24 protein-coding genes and 1 pseudogene are annotated in these 25176 nt (G+C 52.6%); 21 read left to right on the top strand and 4 right to left on the bottom strand.

The genetic code is table 11. From position 1 onward, the window contains the following. A pseudogene (locus tag KP806_RS10390) lies at positions 1–208 on the bottom strand (hypothetical protein); the annotation flags it as partial. A gap of 290 nt (positions 209–498) precedes the next feature. Between KP806_RS10390 and KP806_RS10385 the strand changes: the two are divergent. The 14 genes from KP806_RS10385 to KP806_RS10320 all read left to right on the top strand — a co-directional run bounded on the left by KP806_RS10385 (position 499) and on the right by KP806_RS10320 (position 12945). Next, complete coding sequence (locus KP806_RS10385) at positions 499–1392, top strand: hypothetical protein (RefSeq protein WP_224723514.1); 894 nt, start codon at positions 499–501, stop codon at positions 1390–1392. A 75-nt stretch (positions 1393–1467) separates the two neighbouring features. After that, on the top strand, positions 1468–2133 hold the full coding sequence (locus KP806_RS10380) for a DUF2642 domain-containing protein (protein WP_224723513.1): 666 nt from the start codon (positions 1468–1470) through the stop codon (positions 2131–2133). A gap of 154 nt (positions 2134–2287) precedes the next feature. Then, a complete protein-coding gene (locus tag KP806_RS10375; RefSeq protein ID WP_224723512.1) occupies positions 2288–3415 on the top strand; it encodes an endospore germination permease in 1128 nt (375 codons plus the stop codon). Beyond that, positions 3412–4869: a spore germination protein gene (locus KP806_RS10370; RefSeq protein ID WP_224723511.1), complete on the top strand. Its 1458-nt coding sequence runs from the start codon at positions 3412–3414 to the stop codon at positions 4867–4869. The genes KP806_RS10375 and KP806_RS10370 overlap by 4 nt, the downstream gene beginning before the upstream one ends. Continuing rightward, positions 4866–6026, top strand: coding sequence for a Ger(x)C family spore germination protein (locus KP806_RS10365; RefSeq protein ID WP_224723510.1), 1161 nt, complete (start codon positions 4866–4868; stop codon positions 6024–6026). Before KP806_RS10370 ends, KP806_RS10365 begins: the two co-directional genes overlap by 4 nt. A gap of 100 nt (positions 6027–6126) precedes the next feature. Next, on the top strand, positions 6127–6351 hold the full coding sequence (locus tag KP806_RS10360) for a hypothetical protein (RefSeq protein WP_224723509.1): 225 nt from the start codon (positions 6127–6129) through the stop codon (positions 6349–6351). Between the two features lie 31 nt (positions 6352–6382). Beyond that, entirely contained in the window at positions 6383–6781 is a 399-nt protein-coding gene (locus tag KP806_RS10355; RefSeq protein WP_224723508.1) for a spore coat protein, read from the top strand. A 256-nt stretch (positions 6782–7037) separates the two neighbouring features. Continuing rightward, positions 7038–7529, top strand: a complete 492-nt coding sequence (locus tag KP806_RS10350; RefSeq protein ID WP_224723507.1) for an Lrp/AsnC family transcriptional regulator — start codon at positions 7038–7040, stop codon at positions 7527–7529. 14 nt (positions 7530–7543) lie between these two features. Beyond that, complete coding sequence (locus tag KP806_RS10345; protein ID WP_318153558.1) at positions 7544–8761, top strand: aminotransferase class I/II-fold pyridoxal phosphate-dependent enzyme; 1218 nt, start codon at positions 7544–7546, stop codon at positions 8759–8761. Positions 8762–8868: 107 nt separating this feature from the next. Then, positions 8869–9444 carry a cob(I)yrinic acid a,c-diamide adenosyltransferase gene (locus KP806_RS10340; protein WP_224723506.1) on the top strand — a complete coding sequence of 192 codons (576 nt, stop codon included), beginning with the start codon at positions 8869–8871 and terminating at the stop codon, positions 9442–9444. Then, positions 9441–10403, top strand: coding sequence for an RluA family pseudouridine synthase (locus KP806_RS10335; protein ID WP_224723505.1), 963 nt, complete (start codon positions 9441–9443; stop codon positions 10401–10403). Before KP806_RS10340 ends, KP806_RS10335 begins: the two co-directional genes overlap by 4 nt. 41 nt (positions 10404–10444) lie before the next feature. After that, on the top strand, positions 10445–10825 hold the full coding sequence (locus KP806_RS10330) for an arsenate reductase family protein (protein ID WP_224723504.1): 381 nt from the start codon (positions 10445–10447) through the stop codon (positions 10823–10825). Between the two features lie 8 nt (positions 10826–10833). Further along, positions 10834–12045: an aminotransferase class I/II-fold pyridoxal phosphate-dependent enzyme gene (locus tag KP806_RS10325; RefSeq protein ID WP_224723503.1), complete on the top strand. Its 1212-nt coding sequence runs from the start codon at positions 10834–10836 to the stop codon at positions 12043–12045. Between the two features lie 33 nt (positions 12046–12078). Continuing rightward, on the top strand, positions 12079–12945 hold the full coding sequence (locus KP806_RS10320; RefSeq protein ID WP_224723502.1) for a 5'-3' exonuclease: 867 nt from the start codon (positions 12079–12081) through the stop codon (positions 12943–12945). Between the two features lie 12 nt (positions 12946–12957). Here the strand turns inward: KP806_RS10320 and KP806_RS10315 are convergent, their stop codons facing one another. Then, positions 12958–13323 carry a DnaJ family domain-containing protein gene (locus KP806_RS10315; RefSeq protein ID WP_224723501.1) on the bottom strand — a complete coding sequence of 122 codons (366 nt, stop codon included), beginning with the start codon at positions 13321–13323 and terminating at the stop codon, positions 12958–12960. 113 nt (positions 13324–13436) lie between these two features. After that, positions 13437–13991: a hypothetical protein gene (locus KP806_RS10310; protein WP_224723500.1), complete on the bottom strand. Its 555-nt coding sequence runs from the start codon at positions 13989–13991 to the stop codon at positions 13437–13439. 216 nt (positions 13992–14207) lie between these two features. Here KP806_RS10310 and KP806_RS10305 point away from each other — a divergent pair, with 216 nt between their 5' ends. The 4 genes from KP806_RS10305 to KP806_RS10290 all read left to right on the top strand — a co-directional run bounded on the left by KP806_RS10305 (position 14208) and on the right by KP806_RS10290 (position 18352). Continuing rightward, positions 14208–15650 carry a YheC/YheD family endospore coat-associated protein gene (locus tag KP806_RS10305; RefSeq protein ID WP_224723499.1) on the top strand — a complete coding sequence of 481 codons (1443 nt, stop codon included), beginning with the start codon at positions 14208–14210 and terminating at the stop codon, positions 15648–15650. A 15-nt stretch (positions 15651–15665) separates the two neighbouring features. After that, the gene (locus KP806_RS27795; RefSeq protein ID WP_224723498.1) at positions 15666–16601 is read left to right on the top strand and encodes a beta-propeller fold lactonase family protein; all 936 of its coding nucleotides are present in this window, start codon (positions 15666–15668) and stop codon (positions 16599–16601) included. Between the two features lie 56 nt (positions 16602–16657). Then, complete coding sequence (locus KP806_RS10295) at positions 16658–17764, top strand: tetratricopeptide repeat-containing glycosyltransferase family 2 protein (RefSeq protein ID WP_224723497.1); 1107 nt, start codon at positions 16658–16660, stop codon at positions 17762–17764. Between the two features lie 84 nt (positions 17765–17848). Continuing rightward, positions 17849–18352 carry an AAA family ATPase gene (locus KP806_RS10290; RefSeq protein WP_224723496.1) on the top strand — a complete coding sequence of 168 codons (504 nt, stop codon included), beginning with the start codon at positions 17849–17851 and terminating at the stop codon, positions 18350–18352. Positions 18353–18459: 107 nt separating this feature from the next. Here the strand turns inward: KP806_RS10290 and KP806_RS10285 are convergent, their stop codons facing one another. Next, complete coding sequence (locus KP806_RS10285; RefSeq protein ID WP_224723495.1) at positions 18460–20781, bottom strand: beta-galactosidase; 2322 nt, start codon at positions 20779–20781, stop codon at positions 18460–18462. Positions 20782–20901: 120 nt separating this feature from the next. Here KP806_RS10285 and KP806_RS10280 point away from each other — a divergent pair, with 120 nt between their 5' ends. The 3 genes from KP806_RS10280 to KP806_RS10270 all read left to right on the top strand — a co-directional run bounded on the left by KP806_RS10280 (position 20902) and on the right by KP806_RS10270 (position 25066). Next, positions 20902–21774, top strand: a complete 873-nt coding sequence (locus KP806_RS10280) for a helix-turn-helix domain-containing protein (protein WP_224723494.1) — start codon at positions 20902–20904, stop codon at positions 21772–21774. 72 nt (positions 21775–21846) lie between these two features. Continuing rightward, positions 21847–23589 (top strand): sensor histidine kinase, encoded by a 1743-nt coding sequence (locus KP806_RS10275; protein WP_224723493.1) that lies wholly within the window; start codon positions 21847–21849, stop codon positions 23587–23589. 16 nt (positions 23590–23605) lie between these two features. Further along, positions 23606–25066 (top strand): response regulator transcription factor, encoded by a 1461-nt coding sequence (locus KP806_RS10270; RefSeq protein ID WP_224723492.1) that lies wholly within the window; start codon positions 23606–23608, stop codon positions 25064–25066. Positions 25067–25176: the final 110 nt, after the last annotated feature.

The raw sequence follows: 25176 nt of genomic DNA, 5'->3' as shown, positions 1-25176 counted from the left end.
CGCCTGCCGCCTGATTGCCGCCGGACTTTTTACCGCCGGATTTAGCGCCTGCCGCCTGATTGCCGCCGGACTTTTTACCGCCGGATTTAGCGCCTGCCGCCTGATTGCCGCCGGACTTTTTGCCTCCGTTTTTCTTTTTGGATTTCTCAGCTTGAGCTTCGTTCGCTGCTTTTTTTTGATTGTCGTCTTTGTTTTTGTTTTTTCCCAATAAATTCAGCCCCTTAGTTGAAGATGATATAGGGTATGTGCCGAATCTATCAGCCGTAACGGGATATTGGCTTAATCTTCAATAAATAGATAGTAATCTAGTACCTCTGCTATAGGGGATACATATAAATATATTACATATCGACTCCCAAGATAGATGTAGGTTAATCAAGAACTGGAGGGATGCTTACAATCAATCTCACATCATGCTGATAGCTGGATTGATAGGTGTCGGGCGTGTTGGAAGGCAGCAAATCTATTATTAATGAAATTATTCGGAGGGATTTATTTATGAGTAATTGCTGGAACTACAATCAGTTTGCAGGTCAAATGGACAGAAACGATAACCGCAGAGATGACCGCAGAGATGATCGCAGAGATAAAAATGATACCTGCATCGATCCAAACTTCGTTGAAGGCTTAGTCGGCAAATGCGTGAAGATCAACCGCGGCGGCCCGGAATCGCTTGAGGGTAAACTGCTTGCTGTTAAAAGCGATTTTTACGTTTTAAAAACGAGAAAAGGCATTGTTTATATTAATGCAGATCATGTAAAAAGCATCACCGAAAAAAAGGACAACAAAGACTGCCTTAGCCGCGGCAACAAATCCTGCAACAAATCCGACGGCAAGTCCGACGGCAAACGCGACAATAAATCCCGCTCCCGCGGTTGCGGCTGCCATGACGATAAATGCGACAAATGCTTTGATAAGTTCTGCGACAAGCTTTGCCATAAATCCAAAAAGAAAAGACGCGACTTTATCGATGCCGACACGTTTAGAGGCGTGCTCCGCGCTCTGAACCAAACATTCGTACAAGTGAATAACGGCGGTCCTGAAAAAATTGAAGGCTTCCTGGCGCAAGTGTGCAGAGACAATATTCTTGTCGTTAACGGTAACGAAGCCGTGACGATTCCGATCGACCAAATTCGTTCCATCAAAAAAGCCGGCGACCGTTCCCGCGGAAACAACTCCAATGGCAACAAAAACAATAATAAAAACAACAACAACGACAACAACAACGTAGCAGGAGCAACAGACAACAACAAATCCGGAGGCAACGCAGGCGGCGCTCAAGGCGGCAACAAATCCGGGGGCAATGTAGGCGGTGCTCAAGGCGGCAGCAGAAGCGGCAAAAAACGCGCTAACTCCGCTTCCGTAACAGGAGCTCGCCGTTCGGCCAGATAAGGCTAATGGTTTTCCGGGCAAGGTGTTCACCCCTTGCCCGGTTCTACTATACCCGGATGAAAGGAGGTTGATCGCATGAAAAACCGTCATCCGCTGCTGGATCGGCAGGTCGAATTGGAGATATCGGGGAAAGCGGCGCCCATACGCGGAAAGCTGATAGAATTTGGCCAAGATATTCTGGTGCTGCACAACGGCACACAATTTTTCTATGTCCCGCTCATTCATTTGCAGCAGCTGCGATTGTCCGCCAAAGGAGAAGAGAACATCGACGTACCGGAAATGCCGTTCGAGCCATACAACGAGCCGATCTCTTACCGCAAAATACTGATGAACGCCAAGGGCATGTTCTCTGAAATCTATATTACGGGCAATCAATCGATCCACGGATATTTAACGACTGTCATGAACGATTTTTTCGTGTTCTATTCTCCTGTTTACCATACCGTCATCATTTCACTCCATCACTTAAAATATTTGGTGCCGTACAACCCGAACGTCACGCCGTACACGTTAACGCCGGAGCAATTTCCGCTTAAGCCGTCACCGCTGACGCTTGCCCGAACGTTCGATCAACAGCTGCGCAAATTAATCGGTGAATTCGTCGTGCTGGATCTCGGAGGAAGCCCTAACAAAATCGGCGTGTTAAAGAGCGTCGATCAAAGCATGATCGAGCTGGCCAACGCGAGCGGCCACGCCGTATTTATTCATTTCGATCACGTCAAGACGGTTCATATTCCATAAATCGCAAGGCTGTCTCCAAGCCCTCTTGCCGGCTTTGGGCCAGTCTTTTTTCCACGGCTGCGGCCTTACGCTTCCCGTTTGCAAATTTGGCGGACGAGCTATGCATTGACGGCTCCGTTTCGGGAAATATAAGGCGGTGAGGAAGTGATTGGAAATGAAAGTGAAGCCGTTCGGAGTACTGCCGGCCATGTTTATCATGACTCTTTCGGTAGGACTCGTAAATCACGTGCTGGTCGTGCCGCTGCTGCTCACCGCCGCCAAACGGGATGCGTGGCTGTGTGTGTTGCTTGCCCTTGCCGTCCTTCTGCCGTGGTCGGCAATTCCGCTTTACGGCTTGCTCGCGCGGCTGAACAAGCAGCGCTTCGACGTGTGGCTGCAAAAGCGGATGCCCGCCATTATTGCACATGTCATAATCGCTATATTCCTCGTCCTGCTGCTGCTGAGCGCATACGAGACTCTGGTCGTTACCGCTTCCTGGACGGCAACGACTTATTTGCCGAATACGCCGCCAATGGTTGTGTGCTTCGTCTTCCTGGGATTGTGCCTGTTCGCGTCGAATGCCGGGCTCCGTACGATTGCGTACGTAAGCTGTATTCTGCTTCCGTTGGTGGTCGTCTTGGGCGATTTCGTCATGTCGGCCAATATGCCGCATAAAGATTACCGCTTCCTGCTGCCTATGCTCGAAAATGGGATGCCGCCGGTAATGAAAGGGGCGCTGTACTGCCTGACGGCAACGGGCGAGCTGTTCTCCCTGCTGTTCATTCAGCATCATATCCGCGGAAAGATAAAACGCTGGCATTTGCTGGGGCTGGTGCTGGTTCTTGCCCTGCTTGCGATAGGGCCCGCAACGGGCGCCATCGTCGAATTCGGACCGGCCGAAGCGGAAAAGATGCGTTACCCGGCCTTTGCGCAATGGAGGCTCGTCAGCATCGGGAATTATATTGAGCATGTCGATTTTTTTGCCGTCTTCCAATGGCTGTCCGGCGCGCTGATCCGGATGTCTCTTGCGATCCATATCATTTCGGAATTCGGTCCGTTTCGTAAAATGAGGCGCAGCTGGATTACCTATGTCGTTCTGGGGACGCCTTTGTTCGCCGCTTCCTATTACGGCATTTACCATACCATTCCTTATCAAAAGGTGATCTTATGGTGCTTTACCTATTTCGGGTTGTTCATCGCCGCCTTCGTCATCTTGATCTGGCTGCTGTCGTTCATTCGCTCTAAACGCGATCCGTCAGGCGCCCGCCGCGAAGGCTATGGAAAGGAGGCAGAGGCTGGTTGAAGCATCGGGATAAAGAGTCTGTTTGCCTTCATCCGGAGCCGATGACCGTCGACCGGTTCAGGGAATCGTTAAAGGGCTGCAACGATGTAGTCGAATATACGTTATCCGTACATATAAACGGAGAAGTCGATGTCGCGCTGTTTTACTGCGGCGGCCTGATCGACAACCAGCAGCTGCAGCTTGCTTTATTGCCGCAGCTCGAAAAATGGACGGAGCAGCTTGATCATACGGCGGAAGGAGAGGTCGAGGGGGAGGCGCTTAGGCCGGGCAGGCTCTTCCATTACATTCCCGGGGGGGACGAGGCGTATTTGTATGCCCGATTGTTCGCGGGCAGCGTCATACTTGCCTTTTCCGACCGTGCGGGTTTTTACGAATTCGATATTTCCAGCCAGCCGGGCCGAAATCCCGAGGAGTCCACGATGGAGGTATCGCTTAAAGGGCCGCGGGACGGCTTTGTCGAGCTGTTATCGGTGAACGTCGCGCTGGTCCGGAAACGGCTGCGTACGCCGGATATGCATGTCGAATACCGGAGAATCGGCAGAGAATCGATGACGGAGGTTGCGCTTCTCTATATGTCCGGAATAACCAAGCCCGAGCTGGTCAAGGAAGCGAGGCGCAGGCTTGACGCGATTCGTATTCCGTCGCTTAACGGAGGCGGCGAGCTGGAGGAGCTGCTGTCCGACCGTCCATTCTCTGTGTTCCCGCTGATCGAATACGTCGGCCGGCCGGATTATGTCGTGCAGTCGCTCATGAACGGGAAGGTGATCGTCATGGTTGACGGCACTCCTTCGGCGCTTATTGCGCCCGCGGACATGCTGCTGCTGATCAAATCGCCGGAGGATGCGCATCTGCCATTTTATTTCGTGTCTTTGGAGCGGCTGCTGCGCTTGTTCGGACTGGTGCTTGCCTTATTCCTTCCGGGCTTCTGGGTCGCCTTGTCTGCGTTTAACACGGATCAGATTCCTTATTCGCTCCTTGCGACGATTACCATATCGAGAATCGGCCTGCCGGTATCGGCAACGATGGAGATGTTCATCATGCTGACCACGTTCGAGCTGTTCAGGGAAGCAGGTGTGCGGCTCCCGCGGCCTGTCGGCCAGACGGTATCGGTCGTAGGCGGCCTCATTGTCGGCGATGCGGCGATCAGGGCAGGGCTGACGTCTCCGACGATGCTTGTCGCTGCGGCCGTGACGTCCGTTGCGACCTTTACGCTTGTGAATCAGTCTTTGACGGGCTCGGTATCGGTCGTGCGGTACGCCATCCTGCTGCTGTCGTCCGTTCTCGGCATCTTTGGCTTTTTTGTCGGCGTGTTCGCCGTGCTTATCTATTTGTGCTCGCTTGAGTCTTTCGGCCATTCGTATCTTAGCCCGCTCGCTCCGCTCAAATTCCGCCAGCTTGCTCCCGCCCTTATGCAAAATCCGTGGAAGCTGCGCATCAGGAGGCGAAAGGGATGAAGCGTTCCTCCTGCAGGCGGTGGATGGCATCTATGCGTACCGTGGCCCTTCTGATGGCCGCCCTGCTGCTTCAAGGCTGCTGGGATGAGGTGGATCTGGGCGATGTCAGCTATATTACGGCTCTAGGCATCGATTATAAGGATGGAAGCTATCAGCTTTATTCGCAAATGATTAAATTTGCCGTGGTGGCCAAGACGGATGCTCCGCAGCCCGAACCGGATCCGGTCTGGATCGGCAACGGCACGGGCGCATCTCTGCAGCTCGCGCTTGCGGATATGGCAAAAGGCGCGCAGATGACGCTCAGCATGGAGCAGCTGAAAGCCGTTGTCGTCCATGAACGGGCGCTGGGCAAGCTGGACGATATTATGGACGGCCTGAACCGGCAGCGGGCTACCCGTTATACGTCGCTTCTCTTCGGAACGAGGGATAGCATTGCGAATATTCTCACCGGAGAAACGTTTTTTGATCAATCGCCTTTGCACAGTCTCTTATATTCCCCGGCCGCTTACGACAAGCAGCAGAGCTTCATCAAGCCATTCGCCATGCAGCTGGCCGTTCAATCATTGAAGGAGCCGGCCATGACGACGGTGCTGCCCGTCATCGCGGTGAACGAAGGTTATTGGCAGCATCAGAACAAGCCGCTGAAAACGCAGATTATCGAAGGGATTTTCGTATTCAGGGAAACGAAATTTCTTCATTATCTGCCCGAGGCTCAGGTAACAGGGCTCAGATGGCTGAATCCCGAGTTCAAACATTATCTTCTGGAGGCCGACGGCCGGGACGGCAGGGCAACGGTTGCAGTTAACGCCAGCAAAAGCCTGATTCATGCCGATACGGGAAAGGGAACCCCTTCGTTTGAGCTGGAGCTGAGCTTGACCGGAAGCGCAGCGGAGGTGGACGGCAGGATGACGCAGGACGAGATTATCGAAGCCGTGCAGAAAAAGGTGAAGCGGCAGCTGGAAGATACGTATAAGACTGGCGTTGCGAACCGTTTGGACTTGTACGGGCTCGAGCATCATCTGTACAGATACCATTTGGCGGCCTGGAAAAAAAGCAAAGCCTCGGGGGACTGGGAGCCGAAGGACTATCCGCTCAAAATCGCCGTAAAAATGAATCTCGTCCATTCCGGCAAATTGGATCTTCATAAAGACACATAAAATAAGGAAATTGGAGAACAATATGGTTGCCGAGGAAATTGTGCTCGGGATGCACCGGCGCTTCTTGCCCGGTACCCCAATCTTATAAGGAGGTTCATCCATGATGCAGCCTATGACAGCCAAAGAGCTCGAGTATATTGCAGACTCGATGTCCAACGAGGATTTATTGATCAAACAGTGCACCGCGCTGGCGGCTACGGCAACGACGCCTGCCTTGAAGAACCTGGCCCGTCAATTCGTGCAGACGCATCAGCAGCATTACGATTCGCTCATGCACGCTCTCCAGCACCATCAGCAAATGGCGCCTACGCAGCCGCAGCAATAACGACAAGCACAAGAAAAAGGAGGATACGGCTATGTATCAGCAGCAGCAGCAGTCCATGTTGTCGGAGGAGGATCTGGCAAGCACGATTATTAGCGACTTGAAGCGGATCGTCCGCGAATATGCGACGGCAACAACCGAATCGACCTGTCCGGATATCCGCCAGCTGTTCACGAAATTAACGGACAGCACGATGAAAATGCAGGGCCAGATGTTCGAAACGATGCAGCAAAACAATATGTACAACGCGTCTTCGCCGGCGCTTCGCCAGGAGCTGGACAAGCAGGTGAAGCAGTATCAGCAAACGAAGCAAAAAACAATGCAATTCGTTCAGCAGAACCTCGGACAGCAGCAGCACCAAACCTTCTACACGCCAGCTATGCAGCAGCAATCCGCTCAGCACCAGCAAGGCCAGCAGCCTTATTACATGTAAAGACCCTTCGGGGTCTTTCGTTTTTTTCTTTGCAGGTTATTCGAAAAAGATGTAATATATTTTTTAAGATATAGGAAAGTATAAGGTTCGCTTTTATACCGACGCCTATATCTCACCGCGAAACGTAAGCTATTGCCTCCGAAGGACGGCACAGAACCGAGCTGCGTAACGATGCAGCTAACGGTTCGTGCGTAGCGACAGCCGTTTACGCTTGTAAAATGATAAGTCACTTGGCGTTACTGGAAGGAGTTAGACAATGAACGAATTACAGTTGAAGGTGCTGGAACTGCTGAAGGAAGACGCGCGAAGGGATGCCGAGCTCATTGCCACCATGCTTGCGGTGCCGACGGAGGAAGTGAAGCAGGCCATTGCGGAGCTCGAGAACGAGCATGTCATTGTCAAATATGCGACGGTGGTCAACTGGAGCAAGATTGACGACGAGAAGGTAACGGCCCTCATCGAGGTTCAAATTACGCCAGAGCGCGGCCGCGGGTTCGAAGGGATCGCGGAGCGCATTTACTTATATCCGGAAGTGAAATCGGTCTACCTGATGTCGGGCGCTTACGACCTGCTGGTCGAGGTGGAAGGGAAAAACCTGAAGGAGGTCGCTTCCTTCGTATCGAACAAATTGTCCCCTATCGACGCGGTATTATCGACAAAAACATTTTTTATTTTGAAAAAATACAAACAAGACGGCATTATCTTCGAGGAGCATGAAGGTGACCATCGGCTGATGGTATCGCCGTAAAAAGGGTGAAGGCCATGATTAAAGACGAACAGAAACAACCCTCCGCGCCTGAAAGGCGCGACACGATGGCTGATTACTTGGCCCCGCTCGTGCGGGGCATCAAACCGTCGGGTATCCGTCGGTTTTTTGATTTGGTCAGCACGCGCAAGGATGTCATTACGCTAGGGGTGGGCGAGCCCGATTTCGTCACGCCTTGGCATGTGCGGGAATCGGCGGTTTATGCTCTGGAAACCGGAAAGACCCAATATACGTCCAATGCCGGCATGCCCGAGCTTCGCGGGGCGATCGGCCAATATTTGAATGACCGGTTCTCGGTCGAATATCATCCGGCGAACGAGATTCTGGTTACGGTAGGCGGCAGCGAGGCGATCGATTTGGCGCTTCGGGCTTTGATCGCGCCGGGCGATGAGATTTTGATTCCGGAGCCCTGCTATATTTCCTATTCACCGATCACGTCGCTTTCCGGCGGCAAGCCGGTCGGCATCGAAACCTACGCGAAGGACGAATTCAAGCTGAAGGCCGAGTCGCTGAAGGCCGCCATTACGCCGCGTTCTAAAGTACTTATTTTATGTTATCCGAGCAATCCGACGGGCGGTACGATGACGTACGAGGACTGGCTGCCGATCGCCAAAGCCGTGGAGGAGCATGACCTGATCGTAATTTCGGATGAGATTTACGCCGAGCTGTCGTACGGTGCGAAGCATGTGAGCTTCGCGTCGATGCCGGGCATGAAGGATCGTACGATTCTGGTCAGCGGCTTCTCCAAGGCGTTTGCAATGACGGGCTGGCGGATGGGCTATGCCTGCGGGCATCAGGATCTGATCGCCGCGATGCTCAAGATTCACCAATATACCGTCATGTGCGCTCCGATCATGGCGCAGTACGCCGCGCTTGAAGCGCTGCAGCACGGGCTCGAGGAGAAGGACCGGATGGTGGAGGCGTACAATCAGCGCCGCCGGCTCGTCGTGAAGGGCTTCAGGGAAATCGGGCTGGACTGCCACGAGCCGCAAGGCGCCTTTTACGCTTTCCCTTCCATCGTGTCTACGGGGCTGACCAGCGAGCAATTTGCGCAGCGGCTATTGGATGAAGCGAACGTAGCGGCCGTTCCCGGCGATGTGTTCGGCCTTGGCGGGGAAGGACACTTGCGCTGCTCCTACGCCACCTCGGTCACGAATTTAACCGAAGCGCTGGAGCGGATCGGGAATTTTGTTCATAAATTGAAGCAAGGCTGAAAAGGAACAACGCTTATCCGTACGAGCAGCAGGTCAGGACGATTCCGGCCTGCTGTTTGCATGATCGGGCAGGACGGCTGGCTATTCAAGAGAGGAGCGGGCAACGAATGAAATTATATACGAGAACGGGCGATAAAGGGCAAACGTCGTTGAAGGGCGGACGGGTACGCAAGGACGACATCCGGGTTGAGGCGTACGGCACAATCGACGAGCTGAACTGCTTCGTCGGGCAGGCGGCCGCGGAGGCGGCTAAGCATACCGAGCTTGCGGAAATGACCGGCTGGCTGATCGATATTCAGCAGGAGCTGTTCGACTGCGGTTCGGATTTGGCCTTTGCGGCGCCGGGAGCGCCGATGAAAATTGACGCGGAGCCCGCAGGGCGTCTCGAGGGCTGGATTGACAAATATACGGCGGAGGCGCCGGAAATTACGAAATTTATTTTGCCGGGGGGCAGCCTGGTTGCCGCCTTGCTGCACGTATGCCGGACGGTATGCCGCCGTGCGGAGCGCCGCGTCGTGACGCTGGCGGCCGAGCACGAGATCAACGCCGAGGTGCTGACGTATTTGAACCGGCTCTCGGACTTTTTCTTCGCGGCGGCAAGAGCCGCGAACGCCAAGCTGGGCGTTGCGGATACGGAATATGTACGGAGCGCCGACGTGTTCCGGCAGCCAAAGAAGAAATGAGCGAATCGTTAGAGCAGATATATTACAAGCCGCTGGTGGCGGTCGTCACGGAAGCGGAGCACGGCAAGACGGTGCGCACGGTGCTGGAGCGGCAGCTGGGCGTATCGCGCAAGCTGCTGTCGCAGGTCAAGCTAACCGAGCATGGCCTTACGGTCAACGAGAAGCGCGCTTATACGACCGCTCCCGTCTCCCGGGGCGATGTCATCCGCGTGCGCATGCTGCGCGAGGAGTCCGACGATATTTTGCCGCAGCCGATTCCCGTACAGATCATCTTTGAAGACGAGGATTTGCTGATCGCGAACAAGCCGGCGGGCATGATCGTCCATCCGACGCACGGCCATTATACGAATACGATGGCGAACGGGATTGTCCGCCATTGGCTGGAGAAGGGTGAGCGCGTCCGCTTCCGGCCGGTGCACCGACTTGATGAGGATACGTCCGGTCTGGTCGCGGTCGCGAAAACCGCTTACGTGCACCAGCAGCTGTCCGAGCAGATGCAGGCGAACGGTTTTTTGAAGCTGTACCGTGCTTATGTTTACGGTTGTCCGCAGCCTGACCGGGGCACGGTCGACGCGCCGATCGACCGCGATCCGGAGGAGCCGCATATCCGGATCGTAACGCCGGAGGGTTATCCGTCGGTGACGCATTACGAAACGGTGAAGAGCTTTGGAGAGAACGGCGGAAAGCCGCTAGCCGCAGCCGTCAGGCTGAAGCTCGAGACCGGGCGCACCCATCAAATCCGCGTGCATATGAAGCATATCGGCTGTCCGCTGATCGGTGACAAAATGTACGGACCGAAGGAAGGCGCCGTGGAGGCCTGGGAAGAGGCGGTGTCCAGGCAGGCGCTGCATGCCGAGACGCTGGGGTTCACCCACCCGATTACGAAGCGGTGGATGGAGTGGCAGGCTCCGCTCCCTCCGGAGCTTGAAAGACTGGAGCAGGCTTTGGGCGCAGATTAGCAGCATTAAGAGTAATTGCAGGATTTGGAGGATTAACAGCTATGACTGGCGAGAGAAAAGTAACGATTATTCAATACCCGAAGTGCGGGACATGCCGTGCCGCGTTGAAATCGCTGCAAAGCAAAGGAAACCAAGTGGTATCCAGGCATATCGTCGAGGAGACGCCGAGCTCCGAAGAGCTGAAGCGAATCGTGGCGGACAGCGGCCTGGAGCTGAAAAAATTTTTTAATACGTCGGGTGAGGTTTACCGGGAGCTAGGACTTAAGGACAAACTGGCTTCCATGTCCGAGGACGAGAAGTACGAGCTGCTTGCTTCACACGGCATGCTGATCAAACGGCCGATCGTAACGGATGGCCGGAGAGTGACGGTAGGCTATAAGGAAGAGGAATACGAACAAATCTGGAATAAGGGAAAAGGGTGAAGCGCCGTATGTCACAACCGAAATGGAGATCCGACAGGCTGTCGCGGCTGGGATCGTCCATCTTTGCTGAAGTAGCGGCCTGGAAGCTGGAAGCGGCTTCCACCGGGCTCGACATCATCGATCTGGGCATCGGAAGCCCGGATCGGCCGCCGTCGCCTGCCGTCAGGCAGGCACTGAGCGAGGCGGCGCTCCGCACCGACATGTACGCTTATCCGGCGACGAAGAGCGGACTGCCGTTCCGCCAAAGCGCTGCGGCCTGGATGAAGCACCGCTTCGGCGTAGAGCTTGATCCCGCTAGCGAAATCGTAACGCTGCTTGGCTCGCAGGACGGACTGGCCCATTTGGCGATGTCGCTATGCGATCCGGGCGATATGGCGCTGCTGCCCGATCCGGGGTATCCGATCTATGCCGCATCGCTGGCGCTTGCCGGAGTGGAGAGCGTCCTGATGCCGCTGCGCGAGGAAAACGGCTACATGCCGGATTTGGACGGCATCGGGGACGAGGTATGGGACCGGGCGTCCTTTGTGCTGGTCAATTATCCGAACAACCCGATATCCGCTGTTGCGGACTTGGCTTTTTTCGAGCGGTTGCTGGATAAAGCGCGGCGCCACCAGGTGCTTGTCGTCCATGATTTGGCCTATTCGGAAATGGGGTTCGACGGGTGCGAGCCTCCGAGCATTTTGCAAATACCGGGAGCTGCCGAGTACGCCGTGGAATTTCATTCGTTGTCCAAAAGCTTCAATATGGCGGGCTGCCGCATCGGCTTCCTTGCCGGCAACCGCGAAGCGGTCGGCGCGCTGCGCGAGCTGAAGGCCAATATCGATTACGGCGTGTTCGATCCGGTGCAGGAGGCTGGGATTGCCGCGTTGGCGGAAGCGATGGCAGCTGCTCCGGATGCGCCGAAAGCAGGCAAGCTGTACGAGCGCCGGCGCGATGTGTTCCTCGAAGCGCTTCGCTCCGAAGGCTGGGAGGTTGCCGCCCCGAAGGCGACCATGTTCGTATGGGCCCCGCTGCCGAAGATGGAATGGTCGCTGGATGAGCCCTGGAGCTCAAGACTAATTTCCCAGGAAATGCTCAAGGCAACCGGTGTTGTTGTCGTTCCCGGCGAAGCGTTTGGCTCTATGGGCGAAGGTTATGTACGAATCGCACTCGTTGAAAACGAAGAACGGTTAAAAGAAGCGGCGGGACGAATTGGAAGCTTTATTCGCGGCAATAAATGATAGAATAGAGTAAAAAGGAAGGTGAACACATATATGAACGAACAAAGATTGCTGTTGATTGACGGTATGGCGATTCTGTTCCGGGCGTACTTCGCAACCTCGTTCGGAGGCAGCGTCCGTAAGACAAGCGCGGGTGTGCCGGTCAACGCCGTTCACGGCTTCGTCCGTTATTTTATGGATGCCGTCCATACGTTTAATCCGACGCATGTCATCTGCTGCTGGGATATGGGAAGCACGACTTTCCGAACCTCGCAGTATGACGGCTACAAATCGAACCGGCCGCCGGCGCCGGAGGATCTCATTCCGCAATTCGACCTCGTCAAAGAAGTCGTCGCCAGCTTCGACGTGCCGAATATCGGCATTGAAGGCTTCGAGGCCGACGATTGCATCGGGACGCTGGCGGCTGCATTTAAGGATCAGGCGGATATTTTCATTGTGACGGGCGACCATGATTTGCTGCAGCTCGTCGACGACCGCGTGTCCGTTGCCATTATGAAAAAGGGAATCGGCAACTATATGGTATATACGCCGGCTGCCCTGATGGAGGAGCGGCAGCTGTTGCCGTCTCAAATTATTGATATCAAAGGGTTAATGGGCGATACAAGCGATAATTATCCGGGCGTAAAAGGGATCGGGGAGAAAACGGCCCATAGGCTGATCCAGGAGCACGGCTCGATCGAAGGTCTGCTGTCCAACCTGGATGCGGTGTCGAAATCGGTCCGCGCCAAAATCGAAGCCGATCTGGACATGCTCCATCTGTCCCGCGAGCTGGCTACGATCCGCTGCGATGCGCCTGTTGAGGCCGAGCTGTCCGTCTGCTGCTGGTCTTACAACCGTGACAGCGTACTTAGCAAGTTTGAGGAACTGGAGTTCAAAAGCCTTGTTGCTTTGATCGGTTAGCCCGGCAGCTTTTTATTTATCCGTCTCCAACAGCTTGTTTTGAATTTGACGCTCGTAATCGGCGAACGCTCCGGATGCCGGCCAGCCGCGATAGCGAAGCTTTTTGGCCGACAGCTCGCGCTGGAGCTTCGTGCGCTCGGCATCGCTCTGGCAGGCGGAGATGAGATCGCCTAGCGTGATCATTTCTTTGCGAAGCTGCATCTCCTCGGGAAGCATTCCGGCGTTCTTGAGCAGCTTGTAGCCGACCCGAAGCTCCTCCGGTACATTGTCCATATCATCGGGGGGAAGCGGCTTGCCCGCCCCGGGCAAATTGGCGAATTCCCCTCGGCGTTCGGCCTCGCGGATTCTCTCTTCCGCAATCATGCGCAAAATATCCATTGGCTGATCATCTCCTTGCACTTATTTTAACATAGAGTGCGGCTCGAATAGGATTTCCTGAATCGGGCAATAAAAACAGCGTTCCGGCATTGCCGGAACGCTGTTTTTTATCTTTAAGCCGGGCATCCGTAAGGAGGCTTAGGCAGACCAAGAAGGTCAAGGTTGCCGCAAACGATCCGCTGCAAGGAAGCGATTTGGTCATCCAGCTCTTTGGCGGAGTGCTGCTGGATAATTTCCATATATGCTGTTGCGGCAGCGACCTGCGGATCAAACGAATGGGTCCAGTAGTCGGTGCGGTCATAACGTCCGATCCATTTGCCGTCCACTCCGAATTTATGCTGATCCGTTACGCCAATTACCATGCCGTCCGAGTTGCGAAGCAGAATAAATACCGCGCCGGTAAATCCGGTCATGAGAACATTGTTTTTCGTGCGGGTAATGACATCCAGATGTCCGGCTGCCGGACCGGAGCGCTGCAGCGTCGCGCTTGTGTACATGTTTCGGCCGCCGGTAGAGCTTTGCCACGAAGCGTCCTGGGAAAGCGGTCCCTCATACGTATATGCCGCCTCGGCCGCACCGGCAGGGAGCATTACCGTAATGGAAAGCAGCATAGCCATGACCATCAAAAATACTTTTTTAAATCCCGTTTTTTCCAATCTCAACATCATTTTTTTCATCCTCCTAAATTTGTTGTTTGCGTTTGCCTGATCTCATAAGTAATGATATATCGATTTGAAAAAACCGGTAATTATCCAAAAGGATACTAAAAGGATAGGATACTTTTGGATGCCGGAACGATAAGATTTTGTATTATACATTTTTCGGTCTGATGCTGCTTCTCTTGCGAACGTTACGGCCAGGGGCAATTCCGTACTTTCAGGCATTTGTCCACCGTCATAAGTCCATACAAAAACATCCGTAGACTAATACTGTGTAATTATGCCAAAAAGGTGATCGTATCATTTGAGGAAATTCAAACACTTATTGATCTATCATCCATGAAGAGGGTGAAACGGTTGAATATCAAATGGATTCCCGGGCTGAAGTCCAACCAGATCTTGCTTCCCCGGCAGGTTGACAGCCCTTCTTCGACAGTTCTTCATTTCGGTGCGTGGAAAAAAAAGATGCAAGTAGGATTTAGCGAAAATCAGCCTCAGGATTCCATCGGATTGTCCGTTGCTTTGAAAAATGAAGTTACGATGCCCGATACGCTGCCCTATGAAATGTATACCGCAGAAAAAGGCCTTCATCTTGGACCTGTAATTGCTCTATTAGTTTCCGTAAAGGGGCTTACCCCCGAATTATTAAATGAATACCGCTGTTACTTCACGAATTATCAATCGATAAAAGGGCTTATTTATCTATGTTCTGTGAACGGGATCAATCCCAGGAATAAAACCGTTGAAGGGTATTATTACAACCCCAAGGCCGAAGGTGACAATGCTCCGTGGACCAAAGGAACTTTCCCATACCCCGGTGTAGTCTACAGGAGAATAAGGATCAATAAAAGCAGTCTCTATGACGATTTGAATGTGCATACGAATAGAAAAATTTTTAATCCGTACTATTTGAACAAATGGGAATTATGGGAGACGACCCGCTCCAGTCCTCTTATTCGCGGACATATGCCGCTCACCAAATTGCTCGATAACATGCAAACCTTGAATAAAATGTTGGCGTTGTACGGATCGGTCTATCTGAAGCCGGTCAACGGTTCGATGGGACAAGGGATTATGAAGCTGGAAAAGACGCTGGGCGGCTATCTTTTTATGAGCCGGGACACGGGGATGTCATTCGCAGATAATGCCGTCAAAGCCTGGGCTGCGCTCAGACGCATGCAAAAGGGCAAAAATTATTTGATCCAACAATCCGTCGCGTTGAAGTATCAAAATAAAAACGTCGATTTCAGGGTCATCATGCAAAAAGACGGCAGCCAGCAGTGGACCTGCTCGGGCGTAATCGCGCGTTTCGGCGAAGACGGAAAATTTTATACGAACGATGTAAGCTCGATCAGCTTGGGAAGGGAAGCTCTGCGGACTGTCCTTCAATTAAATGATGAAGAGACTGCCCGGAAAGAAGAGGAAATCATCAAGATCTGCACGTCAGCCTGTCAGTTAATCGACCATAAATACGGAACTTTCGGCGATGTGGGGATCGACGTCACGGTAGATTCGGATCTAAAAGTCTGGATTCTTGAGATAAACAGCCGTCACCACCATACCATGCCGTCCTATCTCAAGGAGGATCCGCAAATGTACAACAGAGTACTCGCCCGGCCTTTTGAATTTGCAAAAGCATGGGCCGGTTTTACGGCAGAGAACAGTTAAGGGAGGAACCTTTTCGTGGGAATAAGACCGCCGAGATCGCGGATCTATGTAGGCAATTTCGATAGTGATAATGTGTCGGTGATTGACGGGAGAACCAATAGGGTTATCGCTACTGTTCCCGTTGGTGACGGTCCGGCTCAATTCGGGATAACAGCCAATCCGGTGACTAACCGGATTTACGTTCCGAATATGGATAGTACCAATGTATCCGTCATCGACGGAGCCAGTAATACCGTTGTGGCTACTGTGAGCCTTCCTGCGTTCTCAAATCCGACGGGTGCAGGCTCCAACCCGGTAACAAATCTGATCTATGTTTCCGATCAAACGTTTGACACGGTATCCGTCATTGACGGCAGCAGCAACCAGATTACAGCTACATTAACCTTTCCGATTACTTCGGTTCCAGCCATGATCGCTGTGAATCCTTCTACCAACCGCATATACGTCGTGAATAATAATCCGGACACCGTCTCGGTAATTAATGGAACGAATAACAGCTTCATAGCTACGATCCCTGTCGGAACTAATCCGGTCGCGATTGCTGTAAATTCAACGACTAACCGCATTTATGTTGCAAATGCTTTTGGGGTTAGCTCACCTCTTGTGGATAATGTCTCGGTCATCGACGGAACTACTAACACGGTAGTAGCAACAATAACCGTTGGGGCCGATCCATTCGGAGTCGCTGTGAACCCTGTTACAAATCGTGTTTATGTCTCCAATCAACTCAACGATAACGTATCGGTAATAGACGGAACGACAAATCAGGTCATTGCAACCGTAACCGTTGGAGATGCTCCGCGCGGTCTGGCGGTTAATTCAACGATTAACCGAATTTATGTGCCTAATGAGAATAGCTCTAACGTATCGGTAATTGATGGTACGACTAACAGGGTTATAGCCACCATAACAGTCGGCAGCAGACCAAGTTATATTACTATCATTTCTTAATTCTGGTTACCCCCTGCGTAAACGCTTGGGGGTTATTTCTCGACGGGGGGAAAGGCATGAAAACTAAACCGGAGAACATCACGATCAGCCTTTGTCTGATCGTGAAAAACGAGGAGCAGACCCTTGCCAGGTGCCTGGAATCGGTTCGGGAAGCCGTTGACGAAATCGTGATCGTTGACACGGGATCCACCGACAGGACCAAGGAGATCGCCGGCCGCTTCACGAAGCGTGTGGCCGATTTCGAGTGGATCGACGATTTTGCTGCGGCGCGCAATTTCGCTTTCGATTTGGCAGCGATGGACTATATGATGTGGATGGATGCGGACGATGTGATGATGCCGCAGGAACGTTCCAAATTGCTCCAGCTCAAGCAAGCGTTCGATCCGGGAATGGACGCCGTCTCGATGGAATATCACTGCGATTTCGATGATGCGGGCAATGTTACGCTGAACGTGCGCCGCATCCGGCTGGTCAGACGGTCGAAGGGGGCCCGTTGGCACGGGGCCGTTCATGAGGATTTGGCGATCAGCGGCACCGTATATGACAGTGACATTGTGATCACGCATAGGCAGGAGCATGGCAAAACCGACCGGAATCTGCAGATCTATGAAAGATTGAGAGAAAGAGGCGTGCCGCTTGCGATGCGGGATCTTTTTCATTATGCAAGAGAATTGCATGCCAATCAGAAATACGATAAGGCGGTTCAGGTGTATGTTCAGTTTCTGGGAGCGGAAGGCGTTTCTTCGGAGGACCATATTTTCGTGTGCGGCGCTTTGGCCGATTGTTACTATCATCTCGGGGATCACGGGAAAGAACTGGAGTGGACGTTCAAGTCTTTCCAATACGATATACCGCGCCCGCCGTTTTGCTGCCGCATCGGGTATCATTGCCTGCAACAAGAAAAACTGGATCAAGCGATTTTCTGGTATAAACTGGCCGTTGAAGAGGCGCGTCCGTCCAATCGCTGGGCCATTGACAATGTGCCGAGCCGGACGTGGCTGCCGCATATGCAGCTTGCCCTTTGTTATTACCGGCAGGGCGAATACGAGCTGGCTTACCGGCACAATAAGCTCGCGCTGTCGTACCGCCCGAACGATGAGCGGATCCGCCGCAATATGGAGCTTTGCCTCAATTCAGGTATTGATTATATCGGTAGAATTTAAGTTGAAATGTTTTTCCCCTTTGTTATTGCCGCCGGCTCTTGTACGATTAAGATACGTACATGTATGAGCAGGAGGGGATTAGGGATGGAAATCAAGCTGCCGTTATTCATCGTGACCGGGGCCAGCGGGTCGGGGAAAACCTTTGTCATTGACGAGCTAAGGAAAATGATGCCTGAATTCGATATTTTCGACCCTGACAACCTCGTCGAATTTATTGGACACGATTGGGAAAAAATGCGGAATATTTGGCTGCGGGTCGCGCGGAACATTGCTTATAGCGGAAGAATGACCGTCATATGCGGGACGATGATGCCGTGGGATATTGAGAAGTGTGCGGATTACGATTGTTTTGAGCATGTGTATTATTTGAATCTGCATTGCGACGAAGAAACCAGAGAGATGCGATTGAGGGAACGAAATTGGTCCGAGGACATGATCCGGGAGCATATTCAGTTTGCCAAATGGCTGGTCGAAAATGCCGGCAAGGCTTATACGCCGCCCATGCCTACCGTTGATACGACGAACACGGACGTCCGTGAGGTTGCCATACAAATTAAGAGATGGATTCAACGGTATTCGAGAGGCTAGTCTGGTGCATCGGTAAAGGCATCAGGCCAAACTATCGAGCCTGCTGTATACGAAGGCAAGCCTCTTCCGACCGGAAGAGGCTTGCCTTTGCTCATATCGAGCAGGGATTATCTTTGCGAAGCAGGGAATAGGGATACCCGGTAATGCGGGATGGCTTCAATACGGTGGAAGACGGCGATCTCAACGCCTTCGAATCGCTCCACCTGCGCTTGATTGACGATCGTGTGCACGGTTCCTTTTCGCTGCGGTGTAATGGACAGATGCAGCGTCGATTGTTCAAGCTGATTGTAGAAATCTTTAAGACCGATGCACCATGTTTTGCCGTAATGAATATGGTCGGTCATTAATTTACCGTTCAAGTAAGCCTCGGCTACGTCGCCGTCGTAGTCAATTTCCAGCCAGACGTCTTCAACATGCGATGGCCAGTCTCCGGCGAATTGCAGGAGCGCCGACTTGTCCGTTGGCTTCGTAACGGTGATATGCGGCGTATAGGCAGGAAACTCGAGTGTGCAGCTTTGGAACAAGCCTTCCGCTTGGAACGGCACCGTCTGTCCGGTATGGGTGCGAAGCTCCGTCTTCGGCGCAGGGAACAGGGAAACGGAAATTGCGCTTCTTCCAGGCGATGTGCATACCAGCTGATTATGATGAGCGATAACAGGACCGTCGCTGATCGCTACAGTCGGTTGGCCCCACAATTCGAAACGGTAGGTCTGGAGCGCATCCTGGCGGGAAAGCGTTATGAAACGAACCTGCTTGCCGTCTGAAGTCCGAAGCAATATGCCATTATTTTTCCCGGCTGCAGGGTAAATGACGTAACGGTCACCATGTTCGCTGACCTGACCGTCCGATGTCTCGATGCCGGCCACTGCCGGTTTGGCTACGACAAATTCAGGCGTCAAGCCATCATGCGCGTAGAAGACGACGACATGTTCGCCGTCATTCTCGACCTGTGTCAGCAGCTGCGCAGTTGCGCTGATCAAGGAGACGCCGTGAAGGTCCAGATGGAAGGGAAGGACAACCCCCATGCCGCCCGGCAGTGTCGCATTGCCTTCGAACGGAAACGATACAGGTCCGCGGTTCGTTTCCAGCTCGATGCGGAAGCTGCGCGCCGGTAATTCCACCTGGTCCTGATAGTTGTTCAGGAACACGAAGCCTGCGCCGTCCTTGTGCCGTACGCACCAGCGGAGCGATTCGGCATCCGTTGCTTCCAATTCTGATTGTCCTTCCGGAAGTAAGGTCGTCATCGGTGCAAGCACGCCGCCAAACGATTCCAGGAACAGGGACAACGAGCGGATCCGGTCATACGATTCCCCGATACGGCCGAATTCTCCGAGCGGAGACTGGTAGTCGTACGTGATTTTAGGCAGGAATTGCTCGTTCATGTAACCCTTCTTCCCGACCGGGTTCGATCCGCCGTGGTACATATAATAGCCGACCAGGTTGCTGCCGCTGGCAAGCTTGACAAGCGTCATCGCCTCTATGCTGTCCGCAGGGACGAAAGGACGCGCATTGTAGCTGACTTGCATTCCGCCGGCCATCTCGCAATAGGCGACCGGATATTGGCGCGTATCGTAGTTTACCGGTTCCGCCGGAACAACGTGCAAATCCCGGTAGATGAATTCGCGGCTCGGCGGCTGATTCGGAATCCAGGACGTGTACGCATAACCGGCCAGCATCGGGAGGAAACCCTCTTCCGGTACTGCGGCTCCGCCCCAAGCGGTAGCGGTGAAAAACATCGGGCGGATGCCCGCCTCCTCGGCGATCCGGTGAAGCTCGGCCAGATGATCGTTACCGCCGGTTCCGGAGCTGACGAACTTGCCGGCTTTATAACCCCACGCGTCGTTCGGCGCGCCGCAGTGCATGAATTCATTTTCCAGCTGAACGGCGATGACAGGACCGCCTTCCTGATAGAGGCTGCCCTTCATTTGTACTGCGATTTCACGGTAGAGCTTCCTGGCGAGCTGCAAATAGGCAGGGTCGTTGGAGCGGATTTCAACCGGTTTTGCGAACACCCAGTCCGGGATGCCGCCATTGCGGACTTCGCCGTGACAGAACGGACCAATCCGCAAAATGAGCGGGTATTCAAGCTTTGCGCACAGATCGATAAAGTGCCGAAGATTGCGGCTGCCGCTCCAGTCGAATACGCCTTCTTCTTCCTCGTGGAAATTCCAGAAGACGTAGGTGGCCACGATATGCACGCCGCCGGCTTTCATCTTGAGCAGCTCTTCCTCCCACTGAAGATGGGAGAAGCGGGAGAAATGAAACTCGCCGACGACAGGGATAAAAGGCTTGCCATTCCGAGTCATGTAATAGTTGGTAAAACCAAAGGATTCCCCCTTCGGATTGCTGCCGCCTTTCGCTCCCATTTTACCTGGACGTATTTCAACTTGAGCAGCTTCTGTCAGATTGAGTTTGGAAACTTGAGTCATTGCTCGGTAATCCTCCTTATGATATGTTGTTTTTGATGAATTCTACTATCGGTTTTTGTTCATAAATATCGGTTATGCTTTTATTTTAGGGCATTTCCCGGAATGCGGGGTAGTGAGGATATGGCTAAAATACCAACTGATTATGCTGTTCATGTAGATCGTCCATACGGTATTCTGATCGCCGGACACTATTGCGAACAGGCTGATTATGCCGTTCACCGCCCTTCGGGCAGCATGGACTGGCTGCTGATGTTCACGATCTCCGGAGAAGGCCGGATTCAAAAGCACAATCAGACCGTTTCGTGCGCTGCCGGCGACATCGCGGTGCTCATGCCGGGTATTCCGCATCATTACGGTACGAAAGGGACGGCTTGGGAATTTATTTGGGTGCATTTTATTCCGGACCCGGAGTGGAGCACCTGGCTGAGGCTGCCCGGATCCGACGAGCGCTTCTTCTTCCAGCATGTTGCGTCCGGCGATCAGCGCGGTTTCATCCAAGATGCGCTGCTGCGGATGGTAAGACATGAATTGCCGACGGGAAGCTCGGAGCTTCACCGCCGGTTATCGGAGCTGGCGCTGGAGGAAACGCTGATCTACATTCAGCAGGCGTGCCGGGCGGAGAGCTCGGTGTCGATGGATCCGAGAATTGCCGATATTTTGCGGGAGCTGCAGCTGTTCCCTGCACAAAAGATAAGCCTGCCTGATCTGGCGAGAAGGAGCTGCCTGTCTACGTCCCGGCTATCCCATTTGTTCAAGGAGCAGGTCGGCGATACGATCCTGAACACTTTATGCAAATTTAGGCTGGAAAAAGCCGCCCGGATTCTGTCGAGCACGAATCGGCAGGTGACGGAGATCGCCTCCGATGTCGGCTTCGACTGTTCCATCCATTTTACCAGAAAGTTCAAGGAAGCTTTTGGCGAGACACCTTCAAAGTACAGAAAGCGGAAGCAATCGGATGCATCGGATGAAGAGGATATACGGATTGAATACTGACCGACAATCCCTTACACTTACGAAGACGAAGGAATGCGGCCGTAATGGAGCCCGATAGATTGGAGTGGTGTTGTGATTCGCTTTCGAAGGCTTAGCCTGATCCGCCAAATTCTTTATTTGAGTTTGCTGATGCTGTTCATACTTCTTGTTTCCTATGTCATCTCCAATATGATCGCGAAGCGGATCATAGAGGCGAAGGTAACGGAATCGGTCAGCAAGATTTTTTTGCAGGTCGAGGAGAAAATGAACAGCTTCAATTCCGATATGGAGGGCATCTCGACTTTCCTGTTCTACAGTCCGACCGTACAGGCTTATCTTGGCACGGATGACGTCCTGACGAGGATTTTGAAAAACCAGGAAGTCATATCCGTCTTCGCAAATACGATTTCCTTGAAGGAAAATATTAGAGGCATTCAGCTGTACGACAAAGAGGGCGAGTTTCTGGCCAGCATCGGACAAGGCTCGCTGCAGACCGTCCCTTCTCCGATTCAGTCCATCGAATATTCCGGTCTCATAGAAACGCAGCTTTCGGATTCAAGAGATAGTAAGCGCTCTTTTTATTCGATAACGGCGCCGATCTATAAGCTGGAGGCGGACCGTCTTGTAACGCGTTTCATCGGCGTCGGGCGGTTTTTTATGGATGCGACCAATTTCAGCCCGATTTTGGAAAGCGCGAAAGTGACGGCGAACTCCCAGGTGATGCTGCTGGACCGGGACAATAAGACGATTGCGGCGGAAGGCAGCCTTGTTAACCGCGATAAGTTCCGGATAGAGGATTGGGAGAACAACAAGCACTATATCGTCCAGACGATCACCCTGCCGCGCTCGGAGTGGAAGCTGATCAGCCTGATCCCTCGCAATGAGCTTCTTGCCGATTTGGACATTATAAAGCGCTTTAATATTTTTACTTATACCGTCATGTTTTTTATTTTGTGCGTATTCCTCTTCATCTTCTTCACCCGGATTTTGAAGCCGGTTAAAGAGCTTATGGACTTTATCAAGTCATATCCGAGAAACGGCGGAGAAAGCCGGTTCCATGTCGTGCATAACAACGAGATCGGCGTTCTGGGCGCGAATTTGAACAAAATGCTCGACGATATCGATTCGCTTGGCAAAGAGGTGCAGTCGACGCAGGCGCGCATGTACGAAATTGAACTAACGAAAAAGCAAGTGGAAATTTCGGCCTTCCGCAACCAGATCAACCCGCATTTTTTATACAACACGCTGGAAAGCATAAGAGCCGTCGCCCTGTATCACGACGTGGAGGTTATAGCCGATATTTCCGCCTCCCTGTCGAGTATGTTCAGATACGCGGTAAAAGGCAGCAATTTCGTTACCGTCCGGGAAGAGATCGACCATGCAAAGGAATATGCCAAAATCATCGATTTCCGCTTCAGGGGAAGATTCAAAATCGAATTCGACGCCGAGGAGGATTTGCAGGGGGAGCGCATGCTCAAAATGCTGCTTCAGCCTATTGTAGAAAACGCCGTATTCCACGGCTTGGAAAGGGAAATCGGCAGCGGCATCGTTCGAATTGCGGTTCGCAGAACGGAGTCCGGTCATGTCCGGATCTCCATCCGCGATAACGGCTACGGCATGGACGAGCAGCAATATGCGAAGTTAACGGGCAAGCTGGAGCTGTACAATGAGCCCGGCTATATGAACAAGGATACGGATAAGGGCATCGGGTTAATGAATATTTACCGGAGAATCAAGCTGTTTTACGGAGACGAAGCGGATTTGAAGCTGGAGAGCCGGCTGAATGAAGGCACGACGGTATCCATCACATTCCCGGTCAACGTAAACGTCGAATAGAAGGGGGAGCGCTTTCATGTATCGCGTGTTAATTGCGGATGATGAACCATGGGTAGCTTTTGGTATATCGAAGCTGATCGATTGGAAGAGTCTGGGCTTTGAGATCGCAGGGGAGGCTTATGACGGCTTGTCGGCACTGGAGAGCATTAAAGAGCTGAAGCCGGACGTCGTTATTTCCGATATTCGAATGCCGGGACTGGACGGCCTGCAATTATTGGACCGGATCGTTCAGGAAGGAATCGAAACCGAGGTAGTATTCGTCAGCGGATATTCGGAATTCGAATACGCACAGAAGGCGGTCAGGCTCGGGGCGTTTGACTATTTGCTCAAGCAAATCGAGAAGCCGAAGCTTCTGGAAACGATGACGCGGCTCGCGGATAAATTGAACAAAAAGCGGAAGGCTTCCACAGAGCTTGATTTGCTGCTGAATGATTTGTTCGAGCTGTTCGAGCCCGACAATAAAATCAAAATCAACAATTTTCTGATCAATAAAGGGTATGAATTTGAATATCCGCATTTCCGTTTTATTACCGGCTTATATTCTCCTGCCGGGGCGCCTTTGGTCAGCGAGGCCAACTTTCCGTCGGAGGGTATTAACATGATCCGGTTTCGGACGGGCCATCACAAGCTTTCGTATTTGATTAATTACGACGAGCTGGGCAATCCGGTCGGGCTGCTGGATTTTATTTCGAGCTATCTTTCCGAATATGAGTCGCTCGGCATTAGCGGCATCGGCGTCTATTCGACTCCACTGGCCAAGCTCTATCAGGAATCCGACATTGCGCTGTTCAGCTATTTCAGCCAGCCCCAGCCGGGCAGCCGGATCATCGAATATAAAATGTCCGAATCCGCGGCCTTCCTGACGAAATCTATATTGGCGATCGAGGTCGCAGTCAAGGAGCGGAAGCCGGACCAAATCCGCAAAGGATTGGACAGCCTATACGCAGAATGCGCTTCGGGAAGGCTGTTTATCGACCAAATTGCCCATGTTTATAATCAAATCGTTTCGCTCATCTATAAATATTACGTCAACAGCCAGGCTTTAAATGAAATCGAGTATTTGAACTATTACCAGATCGTCCGCCTATACGGCTCGCCCGCCCAGCTGTTCGATTCGCTCCAATCCTTCTTCGAGCTTCAGAGCGGAGCGGGCATGGCGGTTTCCAATGAACAGGTCGGGAAAATCATCTCGCATATCGATGCCAGCTTTACGGAGGATATTCTTCTTAGCCAATTGGCCGAGCGGTTCAATATCAGCCTCGGCTATCTCAGCCAGCTGATCAAGAAGGAAACAGGAAAAACGTACTCGGAATACGTGACGGCCAAAAGGCTCGGGCTTGCGAAGGAGCTGCTTCAGGATTCCGCGCTTTCCGTGCACGAGGTCGTTGATCGGGTCGGCTACAAGGATTATTTTCATTTTAACAAGCTGTTCAAAAAGAATTTCGGCGTTACGCCGAGCAAGTACCGTAAAATTTAAAAGCCTTTTGCAAAAAAAAGAAACAAAACACCAAAATACAAAAACTGAAACATATGGCGCAAATGCCAGGGGAGATAATATAAAGGTGCAGCAGCTATCAATCAAGCAAA

It is taken from the genome of Paenibacillus vietnamensis (genome assembly GCF_020169515.1).
Lineage (GTDB): Bacteria > Bacillota > Bacilli > Paenibacillales > Paenibacillaceae > Pristimantibacillus > Pristimantibacillus vietnamensis.
This window is presented reverse-complemented; position numbering and strand designations above follow the sequence as displayed.